This is a genomic window from Paraburkholderia saeva, assembly GCF_907164555.1.
In the GTDB taxonomy this organism is placed as follows: Bacteria; Pseudomonadota; Gammaproteobacteria; order Burkholderiales; family Burkholderiaceae; genus Paraburkholderia; species Paraburkholderia saeva.
Window position 1 is genome coordinate 1 of record NZ_CAJQZC010000011.1, and the last position, 13,905, is coordinate 13,905.

Annotated in this window: 14 protein-coding genes; 11 read left to right on the plus strand and 3 right to left on the minus strand. The window is 62.1% G+C overall.

The features are described 5' to 3' along the window. Window positions 1–122: 122 nt before the first annotated feature. On the minus strand, window positions 123–899 hold the full coding sequence (locus LPA36_RS24055) for an enoyl-CoA hydratase (RefSeq protein WP_228882691.1): 777 nt from the start codon (window positions 897–899) through the stop codon (window positions 123–125). 132 nt (window positions 900–1,031) lie between these two features. Between LPA36_RS24055 and paaN the strand changes: the two genes are divergently transcribed. The 5 genes from paaN to paaK all read left to right on the plus strand — a co-directional run bounded on the left by paaN (window position 1,032) and on the right by paaK (window position 6,750). Next, window positions 1,032–2,723 carry a phenylacetic acid degradation protein PaaN gene (paaN, locus tag LPA36_RS24060; protein WP_228882390.1) on the plus strand — a complete coding sequence of 564 codons (1,692 nt, stop codon included), beginning with the start codon at window positions 1,032–1,034 and terminating at the stop codon, window positions 2,721–2,723. Between the two features lie 111 nt (window positions 2,724–2,834). Continuing rightward, a complete protein-coding gene (gene pcaF / locus LPA36_RS24065) occupies window positions 2,835–4,037 on the plus strand; it encodes a 3-oxoadipyl-CoA thiolase (RefSeq protein WP_228882393.1) in 1,203 nt (400 codons plus the stop codon). Window positions 4,038–4,094: 57 nt separating this feature from the next. Next, window positions 4,095–4,886, plus strand: a complete 792-nt coding sequence (paaG, locus tag LPA36_RS24070; protein WP_228882394.1) for a 2-(1,2-epoxy-1,2-dihydrophenyl)acetyl-CoA isomerase PaaG — start codon at window positions 4,095–4,097, stop codon at window positions 4,884–4,886. Window position 4,887: 1 nt separating this feature from the next. Next, window positions 4,888–5,349 (plus strand): hydroxyphenylacetyl-CoA thioesterase PaaI, encoded by a 462-nt coding sequence (paaI, locus tag LPA36_RS24075; protein WP_228882396.1) that lies wholly within the window; start codon window positions 4,888–4,890, stop codon window positions 5,347–5,349. Window positions 5,350–5,445: 96 nt separating this feature from the next. Continuing rightward, complete coding sequence (paaK, locus tag LPA36_RS24080; protein ID WP_228882398.1) at window positions 5,446–6,750, plus strand: phenylacetate--CoA ligase PaaK; 1,305 nt, start codon at window positions 5,446–5,448, stop codon at window positions 6,748–6,750. Between the two features lie 173 nt (window positions 6,751–6,923). On the opposite strand, the gene mltA is transcribed toward paaK, so the two are convergent. After that, window positions 6,924–8,153 (minus strand): murein transglycosylase A, encoded by a 1,230-nt coding sequence (gene mltA / locus LPA36_RS24085; protein ID WP_228882401.1) that lies wholly within the window; start codon window positions 8,151–8,153, stop codon window positions 6,924–6,926. Between mltA and LPA36_RS24090 the strand changes: the two genes are divergently transcribed. Further along, a complete protein-coding gene (locus tag LPA36_RS24090; RefSeq protein WP_228882404.1) occupies window positions 8,074–8,256 on the plus strand; it encodes a hypothetical protein in 183 nt (60 codons plus the stop codon). The two genes, mltA and LPA36_RS24090, sit on opposite strands and share 80 nt — an antisense overlap. 36 nt (window positions 8,257–8,292) lie before the next feature. Here LPA36_RS24090 and apaG read toward each other — a convergent pair whose 3' ends face one another. Next, window positions 8,293–8,667 carry a Co2+/Mg2+ efflux protein ApaG gene (gene apaG / locus LPA36_RS24095; protein WP_090537419.1) on the minus strand — a complete coding sequence of 125 codons (375 nt, stop codon included), beginning with the start codon at window positions 8,665–8,667 and terminating at the stop codon, window positions 8,293–8,295. 194 nt (window positions 8,668–8,861) lie between these two features. Between apaG and rpe the strand changes: the two genes are divergently transcribed. The 5 genes from rpe to trpD all read left to right on the plus strand — a co-directional run bounded on the left by rpe (window position 8,862) and on the right by trpD (window position 13,893). Further along, entirely contained in the window at window positions 8,862–9,560 is a 699-nt protein-coding gene (gene rpe, locus LPA36_RS24100; protein WP_228882406.1) for a ribulose-phosphate 3-epimerase, read from the plus strand. Window positions 9,561–9,638: 78 nt separating this feature from the next. Next, window positions 9,639–10,364 (plus strand): phosphoglycolate phosphatase, encoded by a 726-nt coding sequence (locus tag LPA36_RS24105; protein WP_228882408.1) that lies wholly within the window; start codon window positions 9,639–9,641, stop codon window positions 10,362–10,364. Between the two features lie 376 nt (window positions 10,365–10,740). Further along, window positions 10,741–12,234: an anthranilate synthase component I gene (gene trpE / locus LPA36_RS24110; RefSeq protein ID WP_228882409.1), complete on the plus strand. Its 1,494-nt coding sequence runs from the start codon at window positions 10,741–10,743 to the stop codon at window positions 12,232–12,234. 13 nt (window positions 12,235–12,247) lie between these two features. Then, window positions 12,248–12,844 carry an aminodeoxychorismate/anthranilate synthase component II gene (locus LPA36_RS24115; protein WP_228882412.1) on the plus strand — a complete coding sequence of 199 codons (597 nt, stop codon included), beginning with the start codon at window positions 12,248–12,250 and terminating at the stop codon, window positions 12,842–12,844. A 17-nt stretch (window positions 12,845–12,861) separates the two neighbouring features. Beyond that, on the plus strand, window positions 12,862–13,893 hold the full coding sequence (gene trpD / locus LPA36_RS24120) for an anthranilate phosphoribosyltransferase (RefSeq protein ID WP_228882415.1): 1,032 nt from the start codon (window positions 12,862–12,864) through the stop codon (window positions 13,891–13,893). Window positions 13,894–13,905: the final 12 nt, after the last annotated feature.

Consider the following 13,905-nt stretch of genomic DNA (forward strand, 5'->3'; position numbering starts at 1 on the left):
CCACCCGCAAAGCCTTGCCACAACTGGCTTCCCGCTTCCCCGCGCCTTCTTCTGAAAGCGCGAAAGAACGAGATTCTAGCCACCTCATCCGCGCCTTGCAAGCGTTATTTTGATAAGCCTGCTTAGCGGTGCTTGAATACGGGTTTGCGCTTCTCCACGAACGCAGCCATCCCTTCCTTTTGATCCTCGGTTGCAAACAACGAATGGAACAGGCGGCGCTCGAAATGCACGCCTTCTGCCAGCGTTGTTTCATACGCGCGATTCACCGATTCCTTCACCATCATCACTGCGGGCAACGGGAACTCGGAAATGACGGCCGCGGCAGCCACCGCTTCGTCAAGCAATGAGGCCGCGGGAATGACGCGCGACACGAGGCCCGCACGCTCCGCTTCGACAGCATCCATGAAGCGCGCCGTCAGGCACATATCCATTGCTTTCGCTTTAGATACGGCACGGGGCAGGCGTTGTGTACCTCCGGCGCCGGGCATGACACCGAGCTTGATCTCCGGCTGACCGAACTTTGCGGTATCGGCGGCGAAGATGATGTCGCACATCATCGCCAGTTCGCAGCCGCCACCCAGCGCGAAGCCCGCAACCGCGGCAATGACCGGTTTGCGGATCGAGCGAACGGCCTCCCAGTTACGAGTGATGTAGTCGCCTTTGTAGACGTCCATATAGGTGTACGTGGCCATCATCCCGATATCGGCGCCCGCAGCAAACGCCTTTTCGCTGCCCGTCACTACGATTGCGCCAATCGCATCGTCGGCGTCGAACGCCTTGAGCGCCGCTCCAAGCTCGTCCATTAATGCGTCGTTCAGGGCGTTCAGCGCCTTCGGACGATTCAATGTCACCAGCCCAACCCGCCCGCGCGTCTCCACCAGAATGTTTTCGTAAGCCATGAATCCTCCTTGTTTTGAATGAAAAGCAAAAACGCTTCTCGGGACCATCTCAATAATGCTAACATTCCCCAACCAACCGGTCGGTCAATTATTCGACAACCGCCTCCTCTAACGTTCAGCATCCCTTCCGCCATGACATATCCCCTATTCACGAAGCACGAAGACACGCTGCAGAAGGCTCTCGCCGCCATTGAGACACGCGGATACTGGAGCCCCTTCACTGAAATGCCCAGTCCGAAAGTGTACGGGGAAACAGCGAACACGGATGGAGAGGCGGCGTTCAAGTCACACCTGAACAGGACGTTCGAACTTGACCAGCCGGCCACCACGGAGACAGTCGGCGCCGAAGTATCGCCATTCGGATTCCCGCTTGGCATCCGTTACCCCAAGGCCGACGTCAACGCCCTCATTGCGGCGTCGACCCGCGCGCAGCGCGACTGGCGTGCAGCCGGTCCGAAGGCCTGGGTCGGCGTGAGCCTCGAAATCCTGTCGCGAGTCAATCGCGCCAGCTTCGAGATCGGTTACGCCGTGATGCATACAACTGGCCAGGCCTTCATGATGGCCTTTCAGGCAGGCGGCCCACATGCGCAGGATCGCGCACTCGAAGCCGTTGTGTACGCCTGGGACCAGTTGCGCCGCATTCCGGCTGACGCGCACTGGGAGAAGCCCCAAGGCAAGAATCCGCCGCTGGCGATGCGCAAGCGCTATACCGTTGTGCCGCGCGGCACGGGCCTCGTGCTCGGTTGCTGCACTTTCCCCACGTGGAACGGCTACCCCGGCCTCTTCGCCGACCTCGCCACGGGCAACACAGTCATCGTCAAGCCGCACCCGGGTGCAATCCTGCCGCTCGCGATTACCGTTCGCATCGCACGCGAGGTGCTGCGCGAAGCGGGTTTTGACCCGAATGTAGCGACCCTCCTTGCGACCGATCCGAACGACGGCGCGCTCGTACAGGATCTCGCCCAACGCCCGGAAATCAGGCTGATCGACTTCACCGGCAGTTCGCAAAATGGCACATGGCTGGAGCGAAATGCCCATCAGGCGCAGGTGTTCACAGAAAAGGCCGGGGTCAACCAGATCGTTATCGATTCCGTCGACGACATCAAGTCCGCCGCCCGCAATATTGCCTTTTCGCTTGCGTTGTATTCCGGCCAGATGTGCACGGCACCGCAGAACATCTACGTTCCACGCGACGGCATCCGGACGTCCGAAGGCCCGCTGAGCTTCGACGCAGTCGCCGGGGCGATCGCCGGCGCAGTGCAAAAGCTCGTGGCCGATCCGGCGCGGGCCGTCGAGTTGCTTGGCGCAATCCAGAACGAAGGCGTCACGCAGCGTATCGACGAAGCCCGCACGCTTGGACGCGTACTCGCCGAGAGCCAGACGCTCGAGCATCCAGCCTTTGCTGGCGCGCGCGTCCGCACGCCGCTGCTGCTGCAACTCGATGCCGCCACCGATGGCGCGCAGTTCACCCGCGAATGGTTCGGTCCGATTTCGTTCGTCATTGCGACTGACTCGACCGCTCAATCGCTCGAGCTTGCAGGAGAGATCGCAGCCGGACATGGCGCGCTCACGCTCTCGGTTTACAGCATTGACGACGCTGTGCTCGAAGCGGCTCACGAAGCATCGATCCGCGGTGGCGTGGCGCTTTCGATCAACCTGACGGGTGGCGTGTTCGTGAACCAGTCCGCAGCGTTCTCCGATTTTCACGGCACGGGCGCCAACCCTGCAGCGAACGCGGCCCTCGCAGACGCCGCTTTTGTCGCAAACCGTTTCCGTGTGATTCAGAGCCGGGTTCATGTTGAACCGAAGGCGGTTCCGGCGTAAGCCGGCCAGACGGCATATGCCATCCGGCCGACTGGAGTCGGAACCGACGTCCCCATAACATGAGTTGACGGTGCGGCCTGCAACACCGGCCGCCATTCACTGGAATCGAACATGACCGACGCCTTTATCTGCGACGCAATTCGCACCCCGTTTGGCCGCTACGGTGGCGCCCTGAAAGACGTCCGCGCTGACGATCTCGGCGCCGTGCCCATCAAGGCACTGATGGAACGCAATCCGGACGTCGACTGGCGCGCGCTCGACGACGTCATCTACGGCTGCGCCAATCAGGCAGGCGAAGACAACCGCAACGTCGCACGCATGTCGGCGCTGCTCGCCGGCCTGCCAATCGACGTACCCGGCGCGACGCTGAACCGGCTTTGCGGATCCGGCATGGACGCCGTCGGCTCCGCCGCCCGCGCGATCAAGGCGGGCGAGGCGCATCTGATGATTGCGGGCGGCGTAGAAAGCATGACCCGCGCGCCGTTTGTCATGGGCAAAGCCACAAGCGCGTTCGCGCGTCAGGCGGAGATTCACGATACGACGATCGGCTGGCGCTTCGTCAATACGTTGATGAAGCGCGACTTCGGCGTCGATTCGATGCCGGAAACGGCGGAGAACGTGGCGGTCGAATTCGGCATCAGCCGCGCGGATCAGGATGCATTTGCGCTGCGCAGCCAGCAAAAGGCCGCACGCGCGCAGCGCGACGGCACGCTGGCGCAGGAAATCGTCGCGGTCGAAATTGCCCAGAAAAAAGGTGACGCCATTCGCGTGAGCGTCGATGAGCATCCGCGTGAGACATCGCTTGAATCATTGGCCAGGCTCAAGGGCGTCGTGCGCACCGACGGCACTGTCACCGCTGGCAACGCTTCGGGCGTGAACGACGGCGCGTGCGCGCTTCTGCTGGCAAATCATGAAGCATCTGAGAAGTACGGGCTGCGCCGGCGCGCACGTGTCGTCGGCATGGCAACAGCAGGTGTGGAACCACGCATCATGGGCATCGGGCCCGCCCCCGCAACCTTGAAACTGCTGAAGCAGACGGGCATGTCGCTCGACCAGTTCGACGTCATCGAACTGAATGAAGCGTTCGCGTCGCAGGGCCTCGCTGTGCTTCGCGCACTCGGTCTGCAGGACGACGACCCGCGCGTCAACCCGAACGGTGGAGCAATCGCGCTTGGGCACCCGCTCGGCGCATCGGGCGCGCGCCTCATCACAACTGCGCTCCATCAACTGGAACGTACGAACGGGCGGTTCGCCCTGTGCACAATGTGCATCGGCGTGGGTCAGGGTATTGCGCTCGCGATCGAGTGCATCTGAACACCTCGGCGTTTGCATTTGCAGTTGCAGGTCGTGGAGACAAACAGGAGACAACCAATGTCCTATGAAACGATCCGTGTCGAGATTGATGCACCGTCCCGCGTCGCCAAAGTGACGCTGAACCGCCCGGACAAGCTCAACAGCTTCACACGGGTGATGCATAAGGAACTCAGTGCAGCACTCGACGAAGTCGAGGCCGCGGGCACGCGGGCGCTGGTACTGACAGGATCAGGCCGCGGGTTCTGTGCAGGACAGGACCTCGCCGATCTCGATTTCACGCCAGGTGCGATGACAGACCTCGGTGGTCTGATCGACGAACACTTCAACCCGCTGATTCGCCGGCTTCAGGCGTTGCCGATGCCGGTCATCGCGGCCGTCAACGGCACCGCCGCTGGTGCCGGGGCCAACCTCGCACTTGCCTGCGACCTTGTCATTGCAGCCCGCTCGGCCAGTTTCATTCAGGCGTTTGTGAAAATCGGCCTCGTTCCTGATTCAGGCGGAACGTGGTTCCTTCCGCAGCGCGTCGGTATGGCGCGCGCGCTTGGGCTCGCCATGACCGGCGACAGGCTTCCCGCCGAAAAGGCCGAAAGCTGGGGCCTTATCTGGCAGACCGTCAACGATGCCGATCTGCAGGAAACCGCAGCGAAGCTGGCCACGCAACTGGCGCAGCAACCCACGCGCGCCATCGCCGCCATCAAGCGCGCCATGCGCGAAGGCGTTACGCAGATGCTCGACGCACAGCTCGATCTCGAGCGCGATCTGCAGCGTGATCTGGGTGCATCGCACGACTACGAGGAAGGCGTGCGCGCCTTCATGGAAAAACGCACACCGCGCTTCGAGGGCCGTTGATATGTCCACCCACCCGCAACACGACGCCACGATGTCACCGGACCAGCTCGCCCGCGCCACCGCTCAGGCGATGTACGAAGCGGATGCCTGCAGTCGCGCGCTAGGCCTCGAGCTTCTGGAGGTGCGCCCGGGATACGCAAGCATGCGAATGCAGGTCCGCCCTGACTTTCTGAACGGGCATCAGATCTGCCACGGCGGCCTGATCTTCACCCTGGCCGATTCGACTTTCGCCTTCGCGTGTAACTCGTACAACATCAACACGGTGGCGTCGGGCTGTTCGATCGAGTTCCTGCGCCCGGTTCCTGGCGGCGAAGAGCTGACCGCCGAAGCCGTCGAGCAGACATTGAGCGGACGCAACGGTATCTACGACATCCGGATAACGAATCGCGCCGGAGAAACTGTCGCGATGTTCCGGGGCAAATCGGCGCAGATTCGCGGCACGGTTATTCCTGTTGCCGACTAACTGAGGCGCCAGGCCGAACACCCGCCGCAGCCTGGCGCTTCGTGGTTCGTTATCCGCAGCACATCTATTCTGAAAAGCAGCAAAGGAGACATTCGCATGACGACCAATCTACCGCTCGACCCGATCGAAACGGCGAGCCGCGACGAACTCGCCGCCCTCCAGTTCGAACGACTGAAATGGTCGCTCACGCATGCATACGAAAACTCGCCCGTGTACCGGCGCAAGTTCGATGAAGCAGGCGTCCATCCGTCTGAGGTGAAAACGCTGGCGGATCTGGCACGCTTCCCGTTCACCACGAAGAAGGATCTGCGCGACAGCTATCCCTTCGGCATGTTTGCCGTGCCGCAGGAGCAGATATCGCGAATTCACGCGTCGTCGGGCACGACTGGCAAGCCGACTGTCGTCGGCTACACCGCGCGTGACATCGACACCTGGGCAAACCTTGTCGCCCGTTCGATCCGTGCGGCCGGCGCCCGACGCGGCGACAAGGTGCACGTCAGCTACGGGTACGGTCTCTTCACCGGCGGACTCGGCGCGCACTACGGCGCCGAACGCGCCGGCCTCACGGTGATTCCATTCGGCGGCGGTCAGACTGAAAAACAGGTCCAGCTGATCCAGGACTTCCGTCCGGACATCATCATGGTGACGCCGAGCTACATGCTGTCGATCGCGGATGAACTCGAGCGGCAAGGCGTCGATCCGGCGAACTGCTCGTTACGCATCGGCATCTTCGGCGCGGAACCGTGGACGAACGATATGCGCCTCGCAATCGAGCAGCGCATGGGGATCGACGCCGTCGATATTTACGGCCTCTCCGAGGTCATGGGGCCAGGCGTCGCATCGGAGTGCGCGGAAACGAAAGACGGCCCGACGATCTGGGAAGATCATTTCTACCCCGAAATCATCGATCCGGACACAGGCGAAGTGTTGCCGGAAGGCGAATTCGGAGAGCTTGTCTTCACATCCCTGACGAAAGAAGCGCTGCCAATCATCCGCTATCGCACGCGCGACCTGACGCGTCTGCTGCCGGGCACCGCACGCACGATGCGGCGTATGGAGAAGATTACCGGCCGCTCGGACGACATGATGATCGTGCGCGGCGTCAACGTCTTCCCGACGCAGATCGAGGAGCTGCTCCTGAAACAGCACGCACTCGCGCCGCACTATCAGATCATCCTCACGAAGGAAGGTCCGCTTGATGTGCTGACGCTGAACGTCGAACCATGTCCGGAAACCGCGCCGGATACAAGTGCGCTCCATACCGCGAAACAGGCGCTCGCCTACGACATCAAGGCGTTGATCGGCGTGAGTGCAGTGGTGAACGTACTGGCGGTAAACGGTATCGAACGCTCGGTCGGCAAGGCCCGACGCGTCATCGACAAACGGTTTTCCGGGCGCTGAGCACCCTGACTAAAAGCTGTGCCGGGGTCGCCAGCGCAAGTCTTATCGACTCGTCCCGTGGCAAATATGTAGAAGCGATCCGCGGCGCCACGCCGCGGATCGAGATGCAAACATGCTGCGCGGCCTCGCGCCCGGTCAGGCGCACGAGTGTCACGCAACACCCGTCCACCCGATCACGAATTAGGCAACAGCAGCCACATGCGACCAGCCTGCTTCATCTTGCCGGCGAGGTCCCCGGCGTCGTCGCCGAGACCCCAGAAATAGTCTGCGCGCACACCGCCCTTGATCGCCGAGCCGGTGTCCTGTGCAAACACCAGACGATTCATCGGCGAATTGGTCAGTGGGCGCGTCGTTTGCAAAAACACGGGTGTTCCGAGCGGAATCGAAGCCGGATCGACAGCAATCGAACGCTCCGGCGTGAGCGGTACGCCCAGCGCGCCAATCGGGCCATCGGCGCCAGCCTGCGACGCCGGATCGCTTGCGGGCATTTCGCGGAAGAACACAAAGCGCGGATTCGTATCAAGCAACGCGTCGACCTTCGTCGGATTAGAACGCGCCCAGCCCTTGATACCCTGCATCGTCGCCTGCGCTGGCGTAATCTCGCCGCGATCCAGCAACGAGCGACCAATCGACTTGTACGGCTGGTTATTCGTGCCACCAAATCCGACGCGCATCACGCTGCCATCTTCCATCACGATTCGCCCCGACCCCTGCACCTGGAGGAAGAACGCTTCGATTGGATCGTCGACCCACACGAGCTCGTTGCCTGTCAGCACGCCCGAGCGCTCAAGCTGCGCGCGTGCCGGCAGCGCGGCGCCAGCGCGGTAGCCCGCCGGCCAGCGATACAGCGCTGTCTGATAGACGCCATGCCTCACCCGCGAACCGCGCAACAGTGGCTCGTAATAGCCGGTCACGAGACCATCGAGCGTGCCGTCGGTATTGGCGAACTGGAACGGCGTGAAATACGTTTCGAAGAACGTGCGCGCACTGGCGACATCGAGATCGTCGAGTTGCATTGCCGCGGCGCAGGCCCGCTGCCAGTTCGGCTGACGCGCGAGCCGCGCGCAGTTCTGCCGGAGCGCCGCGGCTGCACCGATCAGCGAATCGTCCTGCCAACCCGGCACCTGCTGCCATGCGACGGGCGTGAGCCGCGTCGAGGCAATCTGACCCGGAATGATCGCGGCGCCCGTCGGCGGCGAGAGAGGTCTCACCGAGGCACCGCCACCGCACGCAGCCAGCATCGCCGCTACCGCCACCGCGCTGACCCAGCCTGCGGCCGTGCGGACAATACGCATACAATGTTCGTTCTTGATGGAAACCGCCATGTCTGATCTGTTCGACGAATACCCGATGCTGATATTTGCGCTGGAGTCGCTTCTGGCGCTGTTCCTGCTGATTTTCATCGTTGTCTGGACGTCATCCGGCAAGAAGAAGCACGCCCGAAACGCACAACGTGTACAAAAGGCAGCGGGCGATTCCAGCGACAACCAGCAGTCGCAGCCGTAGCAAGCCCTGCGGCTGGAGGCCGGGCCGCCGGCCGGTTCAATGCAGCGTGCGCGGCATGCGCAACATGAACTCGGGCACGGCCGCCTCGAAGCGTTCGCCGTCTTCCGCGACGCAGAAATATTCCCCGCGCATCGTGCCGACGGGCGTTGCGATCAACGCCCAGCTCGTATATTCGAACTGCTCGCCCGGTTTGAGGAGCGGCTGGTGGCCGACCACGCCGAGACCTTTCACCTCCTGCACATGATCTTCGCTGTCGGTGATGACCCAGTGGCGTGCGATCAGCTGAGCCGGCACCTGCCCGCTGTTGCGGATGGTCAGCGTGTACGCGAACGCATACTTGCGACGCTCGGGGTCCGATTCTTCGGGCAGATACGCGACCTGCGCCGATACGCTGAATTCGTACTGGCTCATCCTGGTTCCGGTGTGAAGACGACCTGCGGGAAGCCCACGCGCCAATGGTTTGCGGCCTGTCGGCGGGAAGCGGCTCTGGTTTCGCATTCTGCTTGATGCAGCGAGCGCCCGCAACCAACTATCCCGTCCGGACAGGCGTTTCCCGGCGTGCAAACCGGTAAAATAGCAATTTTCCGGCTGCCACTCCCCACGTCATGACGCAATTCAAAATCGCACCCAGCATCCTGTCCGCCGATTTCTCGCGGCTTGGCGAAGAAGTTCGCAACGTCGTCGCCGCTGGCGCCGACTGGATTCACTTCGACGTGATGGACAATCACTATGTGCCGAACCTGACCATCGGGCCGCTCGTGTGCGAGGCAATCCGCCCGCACGTCCAGGTGCCGATCGACGTGCATCTGATGGTGCGTCCGGTTGACCGCATCGTGCCGGACTTCGCAAAAGCCGGCGCCAACGTGATCAGCTTTCACCCGGAAGGCTCGGACCACATTGACCGCACGCTGTCATTGATCCGCGATCACGGCTGCAAGGCGGGCCTCGTGTTCAATCCGGCCACGTCGCTCAGTTACCTCGATCACGTGATGGACAGGGTCGATCTCGTGTTGATCATGTCGGTGAATCCGGGTTTCGGCGGCCAGTCGTTTATTCCCGAAGCGCTGAACAAGCTGCGCGAGGCGCGCGCCCGTATCGACGCGTACACGGAAAAAACCGGCCGCGAAATCCATCTCGAAGTGGACGGCGGCGTGAAGATCGACAATATTGCGGAAATCGCAGCGGCCGGCGCGGATACGTTCGTCGCGGGTTCGGCCATCTTCGGCAAACCCGACTACAAGACCGTCATCGACCAGATGCGTGCGGCGCTTGTCCAGGTCGAGCATCCGTCGCGCAGCAAATGAGTTTTCACGTATGAAGGGCGCGTGGTTCACGTGCGTGCTTCATGCCCGTCTGCCACGCATTTCCAGCGAGTTCCGAACATGACTGTGACGCCCTCCTTTCCCGCACCGGTTTTCAGCGGCCCCCGCATCGAGGCTGCGATCATCGATCTCGACGGCACGATGATCGATACGGCTGACGATTTCACGGCCGGATTGAACGGCATGCTCGCGCAGCTCGACGCGGCGGAAACGTCGCGCGAGGAAGTGGTCGAATACGTCGGCAAAGGTTCGGAACACCTGATTCGCAGCGTGCTCGCGCCGCGTTTCGAGGCCGGGCACGCGCAGGATCGCTTCGACGAGGCGCTCGCGATCTATCAGGAAGAGTACTCACGGATTAACGGCACGCACACGCGCCTCTATCCCGATGTCGAAGCGGGCCTGAAGGCGATGCGCGACGCCGGCCTCAAGCTCGCGTGCGTGACGAACAAGCCGCGTCGTTTTGCGGTGCAACTGCTCACGCAATACGGGCTGATCGGCTATTTCAGCGTCGTGATAGGCGGTGACACGCTCGCGAAAAAGAAGCCCGATCCGCTGCCAATGATCACCGCGTGCGCCGAAATGCAGGTCGCACCGCAGGCAGCGGTGGCAATCGGCGACTCGGAAAACGATGCGATGGCCGGCCGCGCCGCCGGTCTCGCCACGTTGACCGTGCCGTACGGCTACAACCATGGTCAGTCTGTACAAACAATAAAATCGGATGGTATAGTTGCTTCGCTGCTCGAGGCCGCCAAGGCCATCGCAGCGCACCAATCACCGACTTTATAAGTCCATCATCTTCATGTTTCTGAATAAAAAACGGAGTCTGAGCAGCATCGACCGGGGAGCCTGGCCCTGGCGTCGCTGGTCGCGCTAACCTCGCCTGAGGTACGCTGAAGCCTGGCTTCGGCAACCGTTTTTTACTTCGCTGCGCTTCTCGCGCGCTTCCCGAGTCTTACGCTGGCAACCGTTGCATCGCTTCATCTGGCCTTCGTGTATCCATCGCGGTACCGTTGCGTCATGTGAGCTTGCACGCGTTCCCGGGACAGCACGCACCGGTCGGCCTCTCCCTGTAAGACACAGAAAGCCTGGCCGGCAAGCGCAACGCCCCCGTCTTATCCGAAGCACACCTACGCTGTGCCGGACGCACGAACAGGATCGGAACATGACCGAACTCGAATTTCAGTCCCTCGCGAACGAGGGCTTCAATCGCATCCCGATGATCGCCGAGGCGCTCGCCGACCTCGAAACCCCGCTTTCGCTGTATCTGAAGCTCGCGCAGTCGGAGCGCAACGGCGCCAACTCGTTCCTGCTCGAATCGGTGGTGGGCGGCGAGCGGTTCGGCCGCTATTCGTTCATCGGCCTGCCGGCGCGCACACTCCTGCGCACGCGCAACAGCGTGTCCGAAGTGGTGAAAGACGGCAAGGTCGTGGAGACGCACGAAGGCGATCCGCTCGCGTTCATCCAGCAGTTTCAGGCACGTTTCAAGGTGGCCCAACGCCCTGGTCTGCCGCGGTTTAGCGGCGGTCTGGCCGGCTATTTTGGCTATGACGCGGTGCGCTACATCGAGAAAAAGCTCGCGAACACCGCGCCGCCCGACGATCTCGGCCTGCCTGACATCCAGTTGCTGCTCACCGAAGAAGTCGCGGTCATCGACAACCTCGCCGGCAAGCTGTATCTCGTGGTCTACGCCGATCCGGCCGTGCCGGAGGCGTACACGAAAGCGAAGCAGCGTCTGCGCGAACTGCGCCAGCGTCTGCGCACGACCGTTCAGCCGCCGGTCACGTCGGCAAGTGTGCGCACCGAGATTTTCCGCGAGTTCGCGAAAGATGATTACCTTGCCGCCGTACGCAAGGCGAAAGAATATGTCGCGGCCGGCGAACTGATGCAGGTTCAGGTCGGCCAGCGTCTGACGAAACCGTATCGCGACAATCCGCTTTCGCTGTATCGCGCGCTGCGCTCGCTGAATCCCTCGCCGTATATGTATTACTACAACTTCGGCGAATTCCATGTAGTCGGCGCTTCGCCGGAAATCCTGGTGCGCCAGGAAAAGCGCGGCGAAGACCGCATCGTGACGATTCGTCCGCTCGCGGGCACGCGTCCGCGTGGCAACACGCCCGAGCGCGACGCCGAACTCGCCACGGAACTGCTGAACGACCCGAAGGAAATCGCCGAACACGTCATGCTGATCGACCTCGCGCGTAACGACGTCGGCCGTATCGCGCAAATCGGTTCGGTGGTGGTGACCGACAAAATGGTCATCGAAAAGTACTCGCACGTGCAGCACATCGTGAGCTCGGTCGAAGGCAAGCTCAAACCCGGTGTCACGAATTTCGACGTGCTGCGCGCGACGTTCCCGGCGGGCACGCTTTCGGGCGCGCCGAAGGTCCGCGCGATGGAACTGATCGACGAACTCGAACCTGTGAAGCGCGGGCTTTACGGCGGCGCCGTCGGCTATCTGTCGTTCACGGGCGAAATGGATCTGGCGATCACGATCCGCACTGGCGTGATTCACAGCGGCAATCTGCACGTTCAGGCGGCCGCGGGCATCGTCGCGGATTCGGTGCCGGAATCCGAATGGCAAGAGACCGAAAACAAGGCGCGCGCCGTGCTGCGTGCTGCAGAGCAGGTGCAGGACGGCCTCGATAGCGACTTCTGACCGGAGACAGACCATGCTGCTGATGATCGACAACTACGATTCGTTCACCTATAACCTGGTCCAGTACTTCGGCGAACTCGGCGAAGACGTACGGACTTACCGTAACGACGAAATCACCCTCGACGAAATCGCGAAGCTCAACCCCGAGCGCATCTGCCTTTCGCCCGGGCCGAGCAATCCGCAACACGCCGGCATCACGCTCGACGTGCTGCGCAAGTTTTCCGGCGAGATTCCGATTCTCGGCGTGTGCCTCGGCCACCAGGCGATCGGCGAGGCATTCGGCGGGCGCGTCGTGCGCGCTCAGACGATCATGCATGGCAAGGTGAGCGAGATCGAAACCGACTGCAAAGGCGTGTTCGCCGACCTGCCGAAGCATTTCACCGTCACGCGCTACCATTCGCTCGCGATCGAGCGCGAATCGCTGCCGGATTGCCTCGAAGTGTCCGCGTGGACCGACGACGGTGAAATCATGGGCGTGCGCCACAAGACGCTCAAGGTCGAAGGCGTGCAGTTCCACCCCGAATCGATCCTGTCGGAACACGGCCACGCGCTGCTCGAAAACTTCGTGAAACAGTCGAAGCTGGCTGACACCGCGCATCGCAACGCCTGAACGAGCGAGAAAAGAACATGTCCATCACTCCGCAGGAAGCGTTGCAGCGCACGATCGAGCATCGCGAGATTTTCCACGACGAGATGCTGCATCTGATGCGCCTCATCATGCGCGGCGAGCTTTCGCCCGTGATGTCGGCGGCCATCATCACGGGGCTGCGCGTCAAAAAAGAGACCATCGGTGAAATCGCGGCCGCCGCAACCGTGATGCGCGAGTTCGCCCGGCACGTCGAAGTGGCGGACAACTCGAACTTCGTCGATATCGTGGGCACGGGCGGCGACGGCTCGCACACGTTCAACATTTCCACCGCGACGATGTTCGTCACGGCCGGCGCCGGCGCGAAAGTCGCGAAACACGGTAACCGCGGCGTGTCGAGCAAATCGGGCAGCGCGGACGTGCTCGAAGCGCTTGGCGTCAACATCGACCTGCAACCGGAACAGGTTGCCGCATCGATCGCGGAAACCGGCATGGGTTTCATGTTCGCGCCGAACCATCATCCGGCGATGAAGAACATCGCGCCCGTGCGCCGCGAACTCGGCGTGCGGACGATTTTCAACATTCTCGGGCCGCTGACGAACCCGGCCGGCGCGCCGAACCAGCTGATGGGCGTGTTCCATCAGGATCTGGTCGGCATCCAGGTGCGGGTGATGCAACGGCTCGGCGCGAAGCACGTGCTGGTCGTGTACGGCATGGACGGCATGGACGAAGTGTCGCTTGGCGCCGCGACCACGGTCGGCGAACTGCGCGATGGTCAGGTTCACGAATACGAGATTCATCCGGAAGACTTCGGCATGCAGATGGTGTCGAACCGGACGCTCAAGGTGAACGACGCCGGCGAATCGAAAGTCATGCTGCTCGAAGCACTCGACAACAAACAGGGCGTCGCCCGCGAAATCGTCGTGCTGAACGCGGGCACGGCGCTGTATTCGGCAAATGTGGTGGCATCGATCGCGGACGGCATCCAGCTCGCGCGCGAAACCATCGCGAGCGGCCGTGCACGGGCAAAGGTCGACGAACTGATCCGCTTCACACAGCAATTCAAGAAATAACTTCTGTATCGA